Here is a 14,513-nt window from a genome sequence, read left to right on the forward strand (position 1 = left end):
GTCGACAAATCTGTCGTCCGGCAGGCTTTGGCGGTTCCGCTCAGTGGGTTGAGGTGTCGATCAGGGGTGATCGGTCAGCCAGTCGGCTATCGCTTGGGCGGCTAGTTCGGTGCCGGTTGGGGCTCCTTCGGAGAGGGGGCCGCCGAAGTGGGTGCCGGGGACGGATGCGACGGCGACGTCGTCTGTTGCGAGGGCAGCGCGGAAGCGGGCGATGTCTGCTGGGAACGACGCTTGGTCGCCGGTGAGTTCGAGGAGGAGGGATGGGACGGTGACGCCGGGGGCGCAGCGGGCGAAGTCTGCGTTGGTGGTGTTGGCGGACCAGGTCGAGAGCCACGCCTCGGCGGTTGCGATGCGGGCGAAGCCAACCAGGCCGTAGTTCGTCAGATCGGGGCGACGGCCGAAGAGCGAGCCGTACGGCCGTTCGTTGGGGTCGAGCGACAGATCTACGTTCCGCAGGTCGGCGTCGGTTCGGTACGTCGTCAGCAGTCGCGGCGCGATCGCCCGCCGTCGGTCGGCTACAGCGTCGGAGGTTTTGAACGCACGGTTCGCCGTACGCGACTCGGCCACCCACTCGAGCGCTCGCTCGTCGATCCGGGCCACCCGGGCCGCCTGCGCGGCGCGGTACGCCGCGACGAACTGCGCGTCATACGACGTCGACTCCGGAGCCGGAACGAAGCCGTTGGCCGCGGCGAACGGATCCAGCGAGGGATCAACCGACAATGGATCCGACTCGTCGACCACCGACGGATCGATCACCCGCAACAGCAGGGCTCCCTGCCCGGGATGCGGCGCCATGAACACGCACCCGTCCGGCAACGGCATCTCGGTCTCGCCCAGCGGCACCGGCCGCCCCGCCGGCGTCGCCGTCAAGCGCGCTCCTGGAGACAGCCCTGCCTGCTGACAGTAGAACGCCGCCAGCGTCGCCCCACCCGAGTGCCCGAGACACACCACCCGCTCGAACCCGAGCTCCCGCAACCGGACATGACCGGCCGCGAAGTCCACAATCGCCTGCTCGTGGAGCAGATTGAGGTCGTTGTTCGGCGAACGCGATCCCTGCGTCCACACGGCGTACCCGTAACGCAGCAGATACGGCACCGATGCGTGGTGCGTCACGTCCTGCCGCGGATGCATCAGCGTGACAACAGTACGAGCGCCGGGAGGCACCCGCAGTACTCCGCTCACCGTCGCGCCGTCACTCGTGGTCAGCTGGTGCACCGTGGTTTCGACGTTCTCGGGCTCGTCGAGCAGTTCGGCGTAGCGCCTGGCGCCGAGTCGGCTGATCGTCATCGGGCCTCGACTCGCAATGCGTCCTTGTCCCATTGGGTGATCCGGCACCCCGCCAGCCCGGCGACACACGAGTACCAGACGGCGTGCCGGCAGCCGGTCGCGCGCCGGTCGACGACGATCGGCTCGTCCGATTCGAGCACGACGTACGGGCCGATGCGCAGGGTCTTGACGGTCTCCTGTGCCGCGGCGACCTCGTGGACGCGAGTGTTCTCGGGGACATCGAGGACGAACAGCCGATGGGTCATGGCGCCACCGGGCCGGTCTCTTGCCAACGCTCGGCGCGCTCGACGATCAGTTCCGCCTTGCGGAGCAGGAGATCGTCCATGGTGTGGCCGGGCTGCTGCACTATGTCGACCAGCGCGTCGATCGTGAGGTTCGCGTCCAGGTCCTCCTGCGGGGTGACCGGGCGGAGCGCGCGGGTGATCTCGACCATGTACCCGTTCGGGTCGTGCGTGTAGATCGACTCGATCGTCTCGTGCTGGATCTGCATCTCGACCGGCCACTCCGACGCGTCGAGGCGACGCCGGTACTCCATCAGGTGGTCCTCGGAGTCGACGTGCAGCGCCAGGTGCCGCGAGCGCACGAAGAACTCCGGGGTGTTCGCGTCGAATCGTGCGTACACGTCGCCCTTGCCGACCGAACGATCCGCCGCCTCCAGGCCGAAGTAGTAGAAGAACGCGATCCGGTCGTCGTTGCCGATGTCGAAGAAGAAGTGGATGAAGTCCGGGTGGTCCTCAGGCCCCCAGCCCGCGGCGCAGATCGAGTGCACGACCGGGAAGCCCAGGACGTCGCGGTAGAACCGCACGGTCCCGGCCGGATCGAATGTCGGGAACGCCGCATGGTCGACCCCACGGACGAGGTGACTGCTCTCCAGCATCACAGCTCCTTCACTAGTTGCCCACGACGAAGCAGCGACCCCGCGCCCGCGATCGTCAACGGCAGGTCGAGCGCCTTGAGGATGCTGTACGCACCGGCCGTCGCAGCAGAGATCACGGGTACGCCGAACTCACGCTCCGCATCGTCGATCAATGGCAACGACGGCATCTGTACGCACGCCGACAGCACGAGCGCGTCCGCGTTCGACAGGTCCAGCGAACGCGCGGCCGCCATCACCTGCTCGCCGGGAATGCAGCCGACGGCGTGGTTGTCCTCGACCTCGAGCGCCCGCCAGTCGACGATCTCGAACCCCTCCGCCTCCAGGTACGTGACGACCTTCTCCGCCAATGGACGCAGGTACGGCGTCACCAGCGCGACCCGACGGGCCGGGATCGCGTGCAGCGCCTCGACGAGTGCGCCGGCACTGGATCGAACCTTCGACTCGGACCCGCCCGTCGCCAACTGCTCGGCGATCAGGCCCTCCACTCGTTGGTGCTCCCCCGGACCGGCCGCCATCAGCGCGACCAGGCACGCATACAGGATCACGTCCGGGCGGGCATCGCCCAGCTCCAGCACGCATCGCTCCCGCTGCGCGTTCATTGCCGCCAGCTGCGCGGGAGACACCGTCGCCATCCGCATCCGGCTCGAGTGGAACGAGAACCCCTGTCCCAGCAGAGCAGGCAGCTCCGTCTCCACCGTCACGTTCGAACTGGGAACGACGAGGCCGACCCGCGCAGTTGAAGTGTTCACCCCCTCAGTCTTCGACGCCAATGACGAAAAGTCAACACTAACGTCAGATCTGTGGATGCGCCGGATCCCTCGGCTAACCTCAGCCCCATGGGAAAGATCGTCGCCATTGCGTTCGCCGGACTTCTGATCGCGATCGGCGCCGTCTGGACCCTCCAGGGGCTGGGCTACCTCAAGGGCAGCTCGATGACCGGCCAAACGCTGTGGGCCACGGTCGGCCCGATCGTCGCGGCCTTCGGTGTAGCCCTCGTGATCGTCGCGATCCGCGGCCCTAAGAAGCGCTGACCCGCAGAACGGCCCACTGGTAGTGCATGACGCGACCGTCCTCCCAGGTCGCCCACTCCTCAATGTCGCCGTACTGCTCCAGCGCCGCGCGCAATCCGTCGTCCGACCGAATACTGAAGAACCGCCCAGGCCCGTAGCCCGTGCCGTCGCCCCAAACGCGCGGACGCAACCTCGGCCCGCAGCCCCAATCCCCGGCACGCCTCCACACTCGCCGGTGACAGATCGACCCCGGTGTAGGCGAACCCGGCTGCGGCGATCGCCTCGCCGTCGCGACCGGGTCCACACCCGATCTCGAGGACAGCGGTGCGGTTCTCGCAGCGCAGTCGGTCGAGGTACGCCGTACGCCGGGCGACTCGCGGCTCGGGAAGGTCGCGGTCGACCCGAGCCTGGAGTTCGCCGGTGTAGTAGGTGATCAGGTCCTGCTCACGTTCCGCGCGCGTCATCGGGTGGCTTTGAGGGCGAAGAAGAGGGGGATGCGCGGGGCGGCGTCGGGGAGGCGCCACCAGCCTTTGGGGGTTTGTTGCATCGACGGCCAGCGGGGCCAGGGGAGGACTTCGGATTCGCGGAGGGTCGTCAGTTGGAAGCCGGCGGAGGCGAGGGTGGTGACGATTTCGCCGAGGCCGTGGCGCCATTCGTAGCTGGTTTGGCGGCCGGGGACCTCGTCGCCTGTGTAGGTGACGGTGGAGTCGTGGGCGATCGGGCCGCGACCCTCGAGATAGTCGGCGCGCAGGATGAGATCGTCGGTCTCGCCCGGCAGCGAGACCTCCCGGAGGGCGTTGAGAAGCGGGTGGAACTCGACAATGTAGAGGACCCCACCGGGCTTCAAGAGCTCACGTACGACGTCCGCCCACTGCTGTAGGTCCGGGAGATAGCAGAGCGCACCCTTCCCCGTGTACACGATGTCGAACTGCCGCCCGCCGACGGCATCCACCGCGTCGTACACATTGGCGTGCACATACTCGACGTCCACCGCAGCATCGGCAGCGATCCGCCGGGCCGCCTCCAGCGACTTCTCCGACAGATCGAGACCAGTGGTTCGCGCACCACGGCGGGCGAACTCGATCGTCTCCGTGCCGAGATGGCACTGCAGATGCAGTACGTCGCGACCGTCGAGCGGCCCGAGGTCCGTCCACTCGTAGTCGGCGAACCAGAACTCGGCCGGCCGGTCGTAGAACGCACTGGCCGCGTGCAGCGGCGCCCGCGCGTTCCAGTCGGCCTCGTTGGCGGCCACCATCTGCTGCGTCTGCGCATCCAGAGTCACAACGAGCAGTCTCCCCCACTGACGGTCGACTCGAACGGCTACATTTCCACACCTCTTGTTCAAGGTTGGTGGATAAGGTTGAATAAGGGTATGGCACGGGTTGAGTTGCACCGCTGGCCCGGGCAACCCGACGGGTTCACCCGGGCGGAGCGCCTCGGCGGGTCGTACGAGCTGTATCTCCCCGACCCGCTGGCCGGGCGGAAGTTCGACCTGCCCGACGACGTGCTCGCGCTGCTCGAGGACGCCGCCGGCGATCTCGCCCGTCTGGACGCGACCGCGGCCGTGCTGACGAACTGCGAGGCGCTCGCACGCCTGCTGCTCCGGGCGGAGGCGGTCGGGTCGTCGCATATCGAGGGCCTGGTCGTCGGTGCGCGCCGGTTGCTCAAGGCCGACGTACTGCGGGACCGCATTCATGACGTGACGGCCGAGGAGGTGCTCGGTGCGGTCGACGCGATGACCTGGGTGACCGAATCGGTGCAGGCGGGCGACAAGCTCGAGGTCGACCATCTGCTCGAGGCACACCGGCGGTTGATGGCGCAGTCGCCGAACGCCGAGTACGGCGGCGAGATCCGCTACCTGCAGAACTGGATCGGCGGCCGCTCCCCCGCCGAGGCGTACTACGTCCCGCCGCCCGCGCAGCTGATCCCGGAACTGCTCGCCGACCTGATGACCTTCGTCCGCGAGTCGCGACTGCCGGTGCTGGCGAAGACCGCGATCGCGCACGCGCAGTTCGAGACGATCCATCCCTTTGCCGATGGCAACGGACGGACCGGCCGGGCTCTGATCCACCTGATCCTGCGCGCCGACGGCCTGATCACCCGTACGGTGCCACCCGTCTCGCTCTCGCTCGCCACGCACGCCACCGAGTACGTCGAGGCGCTGACCGCGTTCCGGTACGTCGGACGCGCGACGAGCGTCAAGGCCCGCGCCGCCGCGAACCCGTGGTTGCGGATGTTCGCCATGGCGTGTACGCAGGCGACCGCCGAGGCGGCCCGCTTCGAACAGACCGCGTCCGACCTCAAGAACGAATGGCGCGAACGAGCCGCACCGGTCCGCGCCGGCTCCGCGGCCGAGCTGCTGATCGAGGCGCTGCCCGCTGCGCCGGTGCTCACGCTCGCGGCCGCAGCCCAGCTGATCGACCGCTCCCAGCAGGCGGCGAACCAGGGCCTCGCGCGACTGGTCGACGCCCGTGTCCTGCGCGAGGTCACCGACGGACGACGCAACCGCGTCTACGAGGCGTCGGAGCTGATCGATGCGTTCACCTTGCTGGAGCGCCGGTTCGCCAGCCCGGCTGCGGACACGCGGATCGCACCGCCTAGCAGACCGATCCCGTCGAGGCCAGGACCGACACACTAGGTGGTTTGACTTTCCTGTCGCTTGCGAGCAAGAATTCGAACATATGTTCGAAGCGTACAGGGGAGCTTGTGATGGCGTTCGACTGGGACATCCTGCACCGGCCGTCGGCGATGGCGATGGTGCGCGGCCAGCTGGGCTTCAGCTGGATGGTGCTGTCCGGACGCCTCGCCCAGCTGACCGACGAGCAGTATTTCTGGCGGCCGAGCAGTGAGGCACTCACCGTTGTCCGGCGGCACTACGCCGCACCGTTCCGACCACTCGGGTCCGGCGAATGGGTCGCGCAATGGCCGGACGAGCCGGACCACCGGGGACCGCGGACGATCGCGTGGCTGATCGCGCACCTGACCGAGACGTTCTTCGAGCGCTGGGAGTGGACGTTCGGCGCGAGCCGGCAGAGCGGCGCGGACATCACCTTGCACGGCAACGCGCAGGACGCCGTCGCCTGGCTGACGTACTGGGTCGAGGCCTGGCAGGACGCGATCGCCGAGCTGGACGAGGGCGAAGTGATGACGATCGGCCTCAGCCAGGCCAACGAACTCGACGCCAGCGAACCCTTCGGGCACGTCGTGCTGCGGCTCAACCGCGAGCTGATCCACCACGGTTCAGAGATCATGACGCTCCAGGACCTGTACGCGGTCGCGGCGTGAGGACACAAGATGTGCGACATGCGGCGTGGCGCTACCACTAGATCTAGAGAAACCCGCTTAGCATCGCTACTACTGGTGGTTCGGATCGGTGAATACCACAAGATGTTGATCGATCCGAGGCAACAGGGGAATCCGGTGCGACTCCGGAGCTGCCCCGCAACGGTGTGCGGCCGTGCGGACAGTGCTGCCCAGGCCGGCGATGCTGCCGGTTCGGTCCGTGCTGCCCGGACACGTCCGCGAGTCCGGATACCTGCCACCGGTGCGTGCACCGCCGGTGCACGCGGTCCGAGACCTCGCGGGTGGGTCGCCGGGCGGACGGCAGTGTTCCCGGCCGGTGCTGCCGGTGCTGCTGGTTCCGTCGTGCCGCCTGCTCGCGGGTTCCCGGGTATCCGAACTCTTCTGGAGCGCACAGCTGTGACGATTGCTTCCTCATCCCCCGCGGCAACCCCAGCAGTATCGGGGCAGGCCGTCGAGCTGACCGTCGTCCGCCGCGACGGCAGCAGTACGCCGTTCGACACCACCAAGATCTCCGTCGCCATGACGAAGGCATTCCTCGCCGTCGAGGGCGCCGACGCCGGAACCACCCATCGGGTCCGTGACCTGGTGACCGACCTGACCGGCCGGGTCCTCGCGGCCCTCACCAGCCGCGGCCCGAATTCGTCCCCAGGTCGCCGCAGCGTGCAGGTCGAGGACATCCAGGACCAGGTCGAACTGGCGCTGATGCGTGCCGGCGAGCACCAGGTCGCCCGCGCCTACGTGCTCTACCGCGAGGAGCGGACCAAGGCCCGCACGCCCGCCGACCCGTCCGGGATCACCGACAAGCCGGCGCCGACCGTCCGCGCGGCCGACGGCAGCCGCTCCCCACTGGACGTCGAGCGGCTCCGGGTGATCGTCACCGAGGCCGCCCATGATCTCGACGCGGTCGACGCCGAGCTGATCCTGGACGCGACGCTCGGCTCCTGTTACGACGGCATCGCCGAGCACGAGGTCGAGCTCGCGCTGGTAATGGCCGCCCGGTCGTACGTCGAGACCGAGCCGCAGTACAGCTTCGCCGCCGCCCGCCTGCTGCTGGACCAGATCCGCCGCGAGGCACTCGGCCGTGTGCACGGCGAGCCCCGCCAGGCGAGCCAGGCCGACATGGCCCAGGGGTACGCCGAGTACTTCCCGCACTACATCCGGACCGGTATCGAGGCGGGACAGCTTGACCCGGAGCTCGGCGGCTTCGACCTCGAGCGCCTCGCCGCCGCGATCAGGCCCGAGCGCGACCTCGGCTTCACGTTTCTCGCGTTGCAGACGCTCTACGACCGCTATCTGCTGCACATCGACAAGGTGCGGTACGAGCTGCCGCAGGCGTTCTTCCTCCGGGTCGCGATGGGCATAGCGCTCCGCGAGGACGACCGCGACACCCGCGCGATCGAGTTCTACGAGCTGCTCAGCTCGTTCCGCTTCCTGTCGTCGACACCGACCCTGTTCAACTCCGGCACCACCCGCCCGCAGCTCTCGTCCTGCTTCCTGACCACCGTCGAGGACGACCTGTCCGGCATCTTCACCGGCATCCGCAACAACGCCCTGCTCGCGAAGTACTCCGGCGGCCTCGGCAACGACTGGACTCCGATCCGCGGCATCGGCGCTCACATTCGCGGCACCAACGGCGAGTCCCAGGGCATCATCCCGTTCCTGAAGGTCGCGAACGACACAGCCGTCGCAGTGAACCAGGGCGGGCGTCGCAAGGGCGCGGTGTGTGCGTATCTGGAGACGTGGCACATCGACATCGAGGAGTTTCTCGAGCTGCGGAAGAACACCGGTGACGAGCGGCGGCGGACGCATGACATGAACACCGCCAACTGGGTGCCTGACCTGTTCATGCAACGGGTCGAGGCCGATGGCGAGTGGACGTTGTTCTCTCCGGACGAGGTTCCGGACCTGCACGACCTGTACGGCGCGGCCTTCGCGGAGGCGTATGCCGGTTACGAGGCGGCGGCCGATCGTGGCGAGATCCGGGTCTTCAGGCGGGTCAAGGCGGTCGAGTTGTGGCGGCGGATGCTGACCGTGTTGTTCGAGACCGGGCATCCTTGGATCACGTTCAAGGACGCCGCCAATCTGCGGTCGCCGCAGCAGCACGACGGCGTGGTCCACTCGTCGAACCTGTGCACCGAGATCACGCTGAACACCACCGTCGACGAGACCGCGGTCTGCAACCTCGGCTCGGTCAACCTGGTGGCTCATCTGACCGCAGACGGTGTCGACGACGACCTGCTGCGAGAGACGGTCAGGACCGCGGTGCGGATGCTCGACAACGTCATCGACGTGAACTTCTACACCACCCCTGAAGCGGAGCGGGCGAACCAGCGGCATCGGCCGGTCGGTCTCGGCCTGATGGGATTCGCGGACGCGCTCGCCAAGCTGCGGATTCCGTATGCCTCCGACGCCGCGGTCGAGTTCGCGGACACGTCGATGGAGCAGGTCAGCTACCACGCGATCGAGGCGTCGAGCGAGCTGGCGGCCGAGCGCGGCAGCTACTCGTCGTACGACGGATCGCTGTGGAGTCTCGGGATCCTGCCCATCGACTCGCTCGACCTGCTGCACACCGCCCGCGACGGCGACGTGATCCTCGACCGGAGCACCCGGCTGGATTGGAAGACCCTGCGCGCGAAGGTCCTCCGCAACGGCATGCGGAACTCCAACGTGATGGCGATCGCGCCGACCGCCACGATCTCGAACATCTGCGGCGTCAGTCAGTCCATCGAGCCGACGTACAGCAACCTGTTCGTGAAGTCGAACATGTCCGGCGAGTTCACCGTCGCGAACCCGTACCTGGTCGCCGACCTGAAGGCGCGTGGGCTGTGGGACCAGGTGATGGTGTCGGACCTCAAGTACCACGACGGCGTGCTGGCCGGGATCGAGCGCGTCCCCGCCGACCTGCGCGAGCTGTACGCGACCGCGTTCGAGATCGACCCGCTGTGGCTGGTGAAGGCGGCCTCGCGGCGGCAGAAGTGGATCGATCAGTCGCAGTCGTTGAACCTCTACATGGCGAAGCCGTCCGGACGCGCGCTCGACGAGCTGTACCGGTCTGCGTGGCGCTACGGCCTCAAGACGACCTATTACCTGCGTTCCCAGTCAGCGACCCACGTGGAGAAGTCCACGCTGCAGGGCACCGACGGCCGGCTCAACGCCGTACCGGTTGCCCTGGCCGAACCAACCGGAGCGGTCTGCTCCATCGACGACCCCGACTGCGAGGCCTGCCAGTGAGCGCCATCTCGATCGGAGCCGACCGCGTCCAGGTCTCCGAGAAGCCCATGATCAACTCGCGCGCGGACGTCAACCAACTGCTCCCGCTGAAGTACACGTGGGCCTGGGAGAAGTACCTGAACGCCTGCAACAACCACTGGATGCCCACCGAGGTCTCGATGCAGGCCGATATCTCGCTGTGGAAGTCTCGCGACGGCCTCACCGCGGACGAACGGCTGATGCTCAAGCGGAACCTCGGCTTCTTCGCCACCGCTGAGTCCCTCGTCGCGAACAACATCGTCCTCGCGGTCTACCGCCAGCTGAGCAATCCCGAATGCCGGCAGTACCTCCTCCGCCAGGCGTTCGAGGAGGCTGTGCACACGCACACCTTCCAGTACATCTGTACGTCGCTCGGCCTGGACGAGGGCGAGCTGTTCAACATGTACCGCGAGGTCCCGTCGATCTCCGACAAGGACGCCTGGGCGCTGAAGTACACCCAGCACCTGGAGGACCCCGACTTCCGGACCGGTACGCCGGAGACCGACACGGCGTTCCTGCGAGACCTGATCGCGTTCTACGTCGTGTTCGAGGGAATGTGGTTCTACACGGGGTTCGCGCAGATCCTCTCGCTCGGCCGGCGGAACAAGATGGTCGGCATCGCGGAGCAGTACCAGTACATCCTGCGCGACGAGTCGATCCACCTGAACTTCGGTATCGACTGCATCAACCAGATCAAGCAGGAGAACCCGCACCTGTGGACGACAACGTTCCAGGCTGAGGTCCGGCAGATGCTGGCCGAGGCGTGCGAACTGGAGGTCGCGTACGGCCGCGCCACCCTGCCGAACGGCATGCTCGGCCTGACCGCGGAGCTCTGTGAGCAGTACATGCGCTTCGTCACCGACCGCCGTGCAGAACAAATCGGACTCGATCCGCTGTTCGGTGAAACGCGAAACCCCTTTGGATGGATGTCAGAGGTGATGGACCTGAGGAAGGAGAAGAACTTCTTCGAAACCCGAGTGATCGAGTACCAGTCCTCCAGCGGCCTGAGCTGGGACTGACCAACCCCTGACAGGGAGGCCCGCGGCGCAACTCGCCGCCCCGCGGGCCTCCCGCCGCCCAGAACCTGTGGATCAACGAAGGACTACCTGGTCAACCCATCGCTGCGGCTGTCCACCGCCGGCCGGACGCGGAGCATCTCCGCCACAGCCTGGCGCTTCCCGGCGGGCTGTTGCTCGTGCGGCAACCCGTCGGTCTGCCAATCGATGCAGTCCACGTAGGTGTCCCAAGGGTACGGCTTCAGATCGTCGGGAAGCTCCCAGTAAGGCTCCGTGCCCACTTCGTCGGCCAGGGCATTCAGGGAGGCGATCGAGTTGACCACCGGAGCCAGGGGTGCCGTACCAGGAGCCGGCCGGCCGGTCTGCCGGATCCGCCGCAGCCGTTCTTCCAGCTTGGCGATCGAGTTCTGCCACGGCGGCCGTCCCATCGCGTCGATCAGGTGAAAGGTGCCATCAGCATCGAAGTACACGTTGTTCCGGCCCCGGAGAGCGAAGAGTTCGCCGGTGCCGCGGGTGTACTCGCGGGCCGAATCGACAAAGGCGCGCGCAGCGGCAGCGAGCGGTGGACGGTTGCGGACAGCGTCGACGAACGCCGGCACCGTACTGTCCGGGGCCAGCCGGGTCAGCAACTCTGGCTCGAACCCCGGTGGCACCGATCGTTCGAGCCACTTCTGTCCCATCCGGGTGACATCGGCCACCGAGACCTGGCTAGGCGGTCGCATTCCAGTGGCGAAGTCGAGGCCACCCTCGAGGCTCCGCCACTCTTGTACGACGATCGGCGTCGTCAGCGTGTGCCGCGTCGTCGGGTCGATCACCTCGGGGAACCCAAGTTCGCGGAGCACGCGTCCCGGGAACGGAAACTCGAGCGCACCGCAGCCGCGAGGGACCGAGTGGCCCTCGCCGATCACCGACCGCATCCGCTCCAACCGTTCAGCGGTCAAGAGGGCCTGCGACAACAGCCGCGCGCGACCGACGTCGGCAATCGTCCCGTTCACCCAGTGCGCGAGTGCGTCGACGCCGAGGCTCTCGAGGATCAGCTTCGTGTCGAACCACTGCACCTTGAATGCCACGCCAGGGTACTGGACCGCCGTGTACACGAGTTGCTCATTTCCTCGTGCGCGGTAGGTCAGGTCGAGGCCGAGCACCGGCTGCTCCTCCTGGCGAAGCGCGAACACCTGGTCGGCCTCGGGGGGAACCGGCAGGTCCGTGGTCGACGGCGGAGGTCCGATCCGTTCCTCGACCAGCCGAGCCGCTTCGGCGTGAATCCGGCGAACGGTTCCGGCTCGCGATTGCCGAGCCACATCGGCTTGGTCCGCGGCCCCTCCCCCACTCGTCGCGGTCATGATCGATGCTACCAACGCCACCGGCGGCGAGCGAAGCTCACCCTCAGTCGAGGAGGGTGAGGATTTCTGCGGTGGTGCCGGTTTCGCCTAGGCGGGGGAAGATGCGGGTCAGGGAGTTCTCGTGGGCGTCGGCGGACATGTCCGTCATCGCGTCGGTGGCCAGCGTCACGTGGTAGCCGTGTTCGAACGCGGCGCGGGCGGTCGACTCGACGCCGATGCTGGTGGCGATGCCGGTCAGGACGATCTGGGTGATGCCACGACGGCGGAGGTGGAGGTCGAGGTCGGTGCCGTGGAACGCGCCCCAGTTCCGCTTCGTGACGATGATGTCGTCGGCATGACCGGCCAACTGGTCGACGATCTGGTCGGCACCCGGCTGCGCCTGGCGGGCGGATCGCCGCGGCTGCTCGGTGCGGCCGGGTACCCAGTCCGCGCCGTCGGCCGCGATGCTCACCCGGACGAGTACGACCAACAGGTTACGTTTGCGGAATGCCTCGGCGAGCTCGACGGTCTTCGCGATCACGTCCGGAGTCGCGTGCGGTTCGCCCGGGAGCGCGGTGACGCCGTTCTGCAGATCGATGACGACGAGTGCCGTCTTCGGGTCAAGAGTGGTGACAGGCACAGCAGGACCTCTCTAGTCGGGGAGTTGCAGGAGGGTGACGAGCGCGAGCAGACCGGCGACGACGAGCAGGAAGATCGCCATCTCGTGCAGGCCGGCCGTGGTCGCGCCGTGCTGGAAGAAGTGGGCGTTCGCCGCCGCCGAGATCAGCGCACCGACGTAGACGCAGGTCCGCAGCAGTCCGGCGGACGAGCCGATCCGCGCAGGATCGGCCTGCTTGTACAAGGCTGTCTGATTGGCGAGGTTGTTCAGGCCCTGCGGCACACCCGCGATCACACCGACGACGGCGAGGATCCAGATCGGGGTACGCGCGTCGACGAACAACTGCGCGGCCGCAGCCAGCAGCAAAAAGGCGCCGCCGGCAACTAGTTTGCCGCGGACCGCCGCCCGCCGGCCGGTGATCGCGGTGACCACGACGGCGGCCAGTGACAGCGGCAGCAGGAGCAGACCCGCCTTCGAAGCGTTCAGCCCGCGCGCCTCCTCCAGCCATTGGGTGAACCCGTACAGAAACGAGTACGCACCGACGTACGCGAGCACCTGTCGCGTGTACGTCATGATCAACGGGCGGTTGCCACCGAGTACGCGGAGATCGATGAACGGCGCAACGACCCGCAACTGCGCGATCACGAACGCCACGCCCACCAGGACAGCGAGCACCAGCAGCCACCACCGCGAGAGGGCAGGCCGCATCAGGAACAGCATCAACGAGACCAGCGTCGCGGCGAACAACACGATCCCGGCATAGTCGAGCCCTCCCCCGGTCCGCGAGCGAGCAGTCCGCGGCAGCCACAGCGAACCGAGGACCACGCAGATCAGCGACAGCGGGACGTTGATCGTGAAGATCAGGTGCCAGCCACCGAGCCCGATCAGCAGCCCGCCCAGCGTCGGGCCGATCACCGCGATCACCTGGTTCGCGATCGAGAGACTGCTGAGGATCGCGGCCGGGGTTTCCATCCCGGTCCAGTCGGCCTCGGTCCGGATCAACGACATCGCCGCCGGGTACGCCGCCGACGTACCGAAGCCGAGCAGCACGCGGGAGGCGATCAGTACGCCGAGGCTCGGGGCGAGCGCACCGAGCAGACCGGCCACGCCGACGAGCGAGGTGGCGATCAGGTACAGCGGCCGCGGCCCGAAGAGGTCGACCAGCCGACCCATCACGGGCTGGCCGACGGCGGTCGCCAGGTACAGGCCCGTGACCAGCCAGGCCGTTTGCGAGGGCGGTACGCCGAACGCGGCGCCGATCGGGATCAGCGCGACCGCGAGCATCGACGAGTTGATCGGGTTCAGGATCGACCCGACCAGCATCGGCGCGATCAGGCGCCGGTCGAAGCGTTGCTCCGTCAAACCCCAGCCGCCTCGATCGCATGGTCGAGCAGCGCGAGCGCCTTGATGATGGTCTGCCGGTCAGCCTCGGTGCAGTGCTCCTGCAGTGCCTGCGCCAGCCATTCCTGACGCACCTTGCGGTCGCCCTGCAACCGATGCCGGCCGACGGTCGTCAGCGACACCACCTGCCGCCGGCCGTCCGACGGATCGGGGTGCCGCTGGATCAGGTCGGCCTCGCGCAGCGCGCTCAGGATCGCGGCCATCGACTGCGGCCGGATCCGCTCCGCCGCCGCCAACTCGCTCGCCGACGCCGGGCCGTCCTTGTCCAGGCGGCTCAGCACCGACGACTGTGACGGGGTCAGGTCGTCGGTCTCGGCGAGCGCCTTCAGCCGGCGCTTGACCCGGCCGAAGACCACCCGCACCTCAGCCGCAGCTTGGGTCGCCGATGCAGAGATCACCGGACCACAATAATTTAGACAGTCTGAACTG

At 67.6% G+C, this 14,513-nt stretch carries 15 protein-coding genes and 1 riboswitch; of the genes, 5 read left to right on the forward strand and 10 right to left on the reverse strand.

Features of this window, described 5'->3' with window-relative positions; genetic code table 11:
- Positions 1-60 precede the first annotated feature (60 nt).
- Genes FB475_RS03515 through FB475_RS03530 form a run of 4 tightly spaced genes read right to left on the reverse strand, consistent with a single transcriptional unit; the run spans position 61 to position 2,913 of the window.
- Positions 61-1,287 (reverse strand): alpha/beta hydrolase family protein, encoded by a 1,227-nt coding sequence (locus FB475_RS03515; RefSeq protein WP_141852488.1) that lies wholly within the window; start codon positions 1,285-1,287, stop codon positions 61-63.
- Positions 1,284-1,532, reverse strand: coding sequence for a hypothetical protein (locus FB475_RS03520; protein WP_141852490.1), 249 nt, complete (start codon positions 1,530-1,532; stop codon positions 1,284-1,286). The genes FB475_RS03515 and FB475_RS03520 overlap by 4 nt, the downstream gene beginning before the upstream one ends.
- Positions 1,529-2,164 (reverse strand): VOC family protein, encoded by a 636-nt coding sequence (locus FB475_RS03525; protein WP_141852492.1) that lies wholly within the window; start codon positions 2,162-2,164, stop codon positions 1,529-1,531. The genes FB475_RS03520 and FB475_RS03525 overlap by 4 nt, the downstream gene beginning before the upstream one ends.
- The gene (locus FB475_RS03530; protein WP_185759049.1) at positions 2,164-2,913 is read right to left on the reverse strand and encodes a maleate cis-trans isomerase family protein; all 750 of its coding nucleotides are present in this window, start codon (positions 2,911-2,913) and stop codon (positions 2,164-2,166) included. Before FB475_RS03530 ends, FB475_RS03525 begins: the two co-directional genes overlap by 1 nt.
- 87 nt (positions 2,914-3,000) lie before the next feature.
- On the opposite strand from FB475_RS03530, the gene FB475_RS03535 reads away from it, so the two are divergent.
- Positions 3,001-3,195, forward strand: a complete 195-nt coding sequence (locus FB475_RS03535; RefSeq protein WP_141852496.1) for a hypothetical protein — start codon at positions 3,001-3,003, stop codon at positions 3,193-3,195.
- A 59-nt stretch (positions 3,196-3,254) separates the two neighbouring features.
- Here FB475_RS03535 and FB475_RS03540 read toward each other — a convergent pair whose 3' ends face one another.
- Complete coding sequence (locus FB475_RS03540) at positions 3,255-3,638, reverse strand: class I SAM-dependent methyltransferase (protein WP_141852498.1); 384 nt, start codon at positions 3,636-3,638, stop codon at positions 3,255-3,257.
- Complete coding sequence (locus tag FB475_RS03545; RefSeq protein WP_141852500.1) at positions 3,635-4,456, reverse strand: class I SAM-dependent methyltransferase; 822 nt, start codon at positions 4,454-4,456, stop codon at positions 3,635-3,637. Before FB475_RS03545 ends, FB475_RS03540 begins: the two co-directional genes overlap by 4 nt.
- A 90-nt stretch (positions 4,457-4,546) precedes the next feature.
- Here FB475_RS03545 and FB475_RS03550 point away from each other — a divergent pair, with 90 nt between their 5' ends.
- From FB475_RS03550 to FB475_RS03565, 4 genes are all read left to right on the forward strand, one after another.
- A complete protein-coding gene (locus FB475_RS03550) occupies positions 4,547-5,812 on the forward strand; it encodes a Fic family protein (protein ID WP_238331939.1) in 1,266 nt (421 codons plus the stop codon).
- A 71-nt stretch (positions 5,813-5,883) separates the two neighbouring features.
- Entirely contained in the window at positions 5,884-6,459 is a 576-nt protein-coding gene (locus FB475_RS03555) for a DinB family protein (protein ID WP_141852502.1), read from the forward strand.
- Positions 6,460-6,518: 59 nt separating this feature from the next.
- Positions 6,519-6,731, forward strand: a riboswitch (cobalamin riboswitch).
- Between the two features lie 142 nt (positions 6,732-6,873).
- Complete coding sequence (locus tag FB475_RS03560; RefSeq protein ID WP_202878247.1) at positions 6,874-9,708, forward strand: ribonucleoside-diphosphate reductase subunit alpha; 2,835 nt, start codon at positions 6,874-6,876, stop codon at positions 9,706-9,708.
- Entirely contained in the window at positions 9,705-10,745 is a 1,041-nt protein-coding gene (locus FB475_RS03565) for a ribonucleotide-diphosphate reductase subunit beta (RefSeq protein ID WP_238331940.1), read from the forward strand. Before FB475_RS03560 ends, FB475_RS03565 begins: the two co-directional genes overlap by 4 nt.
- An 83-nt stretch (positions 10,746-10,828) precedes the next feature.
- Here the strand turns inward: FB475_RS03565 and FB475_RS03570 are convergent, their stop codons facing one another.
- The 4 genes from FB475_RS03570 to FB475_RS03585 form a co-directional block, all read right to left on the reverse strand.
- Complete coding sequence (locus FB475_RS03570) at positions 10,829-12,043, reverse strand: hypothetical protein (RefSeq protein WP_141852504.1); 1,215 nt, start codon at positions 12,041-12,043, stop codon at positions 10,829-10,831.
- Positions 12,044-12,128: 85 nt separating this feature from the next.
- A complete protein-coding gene (locus FB475_RS03575) occupies positions 12,129-12,704 on the reverse strand; it encodes an isochorismatase family protein (protein ID WP_141852506.1) in 576 nt (191 codons plus the stop codon).
- Positions 12,705-12,716: 12 nt separating this feature from the next.
- Positions 12,717-14,045 carry an MFS transporter gene (locus FB475_RS03580; protein WP_202878248.1) on the reverse strand — a complete coding sequence of 443 codons (1,329 nt, stop codon included), beginning with the start codon at positions 14,043-14,045 and terminating at the stop codon, positions 12,717-12,719.
- Positions 14,042-14,482 (reverse strand): MarR family winged helix-turn-helix transcriptional regulator, encoded by a 441-nt coding sequence (locus FB475_RS03585; protein ID WP_202878249.1) that lies wholly within the window; start codon positions 14,480-14,482, stop codon positions 14,042-14,044. Before FB475_RS03585 ends, FB475_RS03580 begins: the two co-directional genes overlap by 4 nt.
- Positions 14,483-14,513: the final 31 nt, after the last annotated feature.

The organism is Kribbella jejuensis (assembly GCF_006715085.1).
GTDB lineage: Bacteria > Actinomycetota > Actinomycetes > Propionibacteriales > Kribbellaceae > Kribbella > Kribbella jejuensis.

Coding starts and splice junctions, on each gene's coding strand:
- FB475_RS03525 (WP_141852492.1), bottom strand. CDS start 2,164: ATGCTGGAGAGCAGTCACCTCGTCCGTGGGGTCGACCATGCGGCGTTC.
- FB475_RS03555 (WP_141852502.1), top strand. CDS start 5,884: ATGGCGTTCGACTGGGACATCCTGCACCGGCCGTCGGCGATGGCGATG.
- FB475_RS03535 (WP_141852496.1), top strand. CDS start 3,001: ATGGGAAAGATCGTCGCCATTGCGTTCGCCGGACTTCTGATCGCGATC.
- FB475_RS03515 (WP_141852488.1), bottom strand. CDS start 1,287: ATGACGATCAGCCGACTCGGCGCCAGGCGCTACGCCGAACTGCTCGAC.
- FB475_RS03550 (WP_238331939.1), top strand. CDS start 4,547: ATGGCACGGGTTGAGTTGCACCGCTGGCCCGGGCAACCCGACGGGTTC.
- FB475_RS03520 (WP_141852490.1), bottom strand. CDS start 1,532: ATGACCCATCGGCTGTTCGTCCTCGATGTCCCCGAGAACACTCGCGTC.
- FB475_RS03540 (WP_141852498.1), bottom strand. CDS start 3,638: ATGACGCGCGCGGAACGTGAGCAGGACCTGATCACCTACTACACCGGC.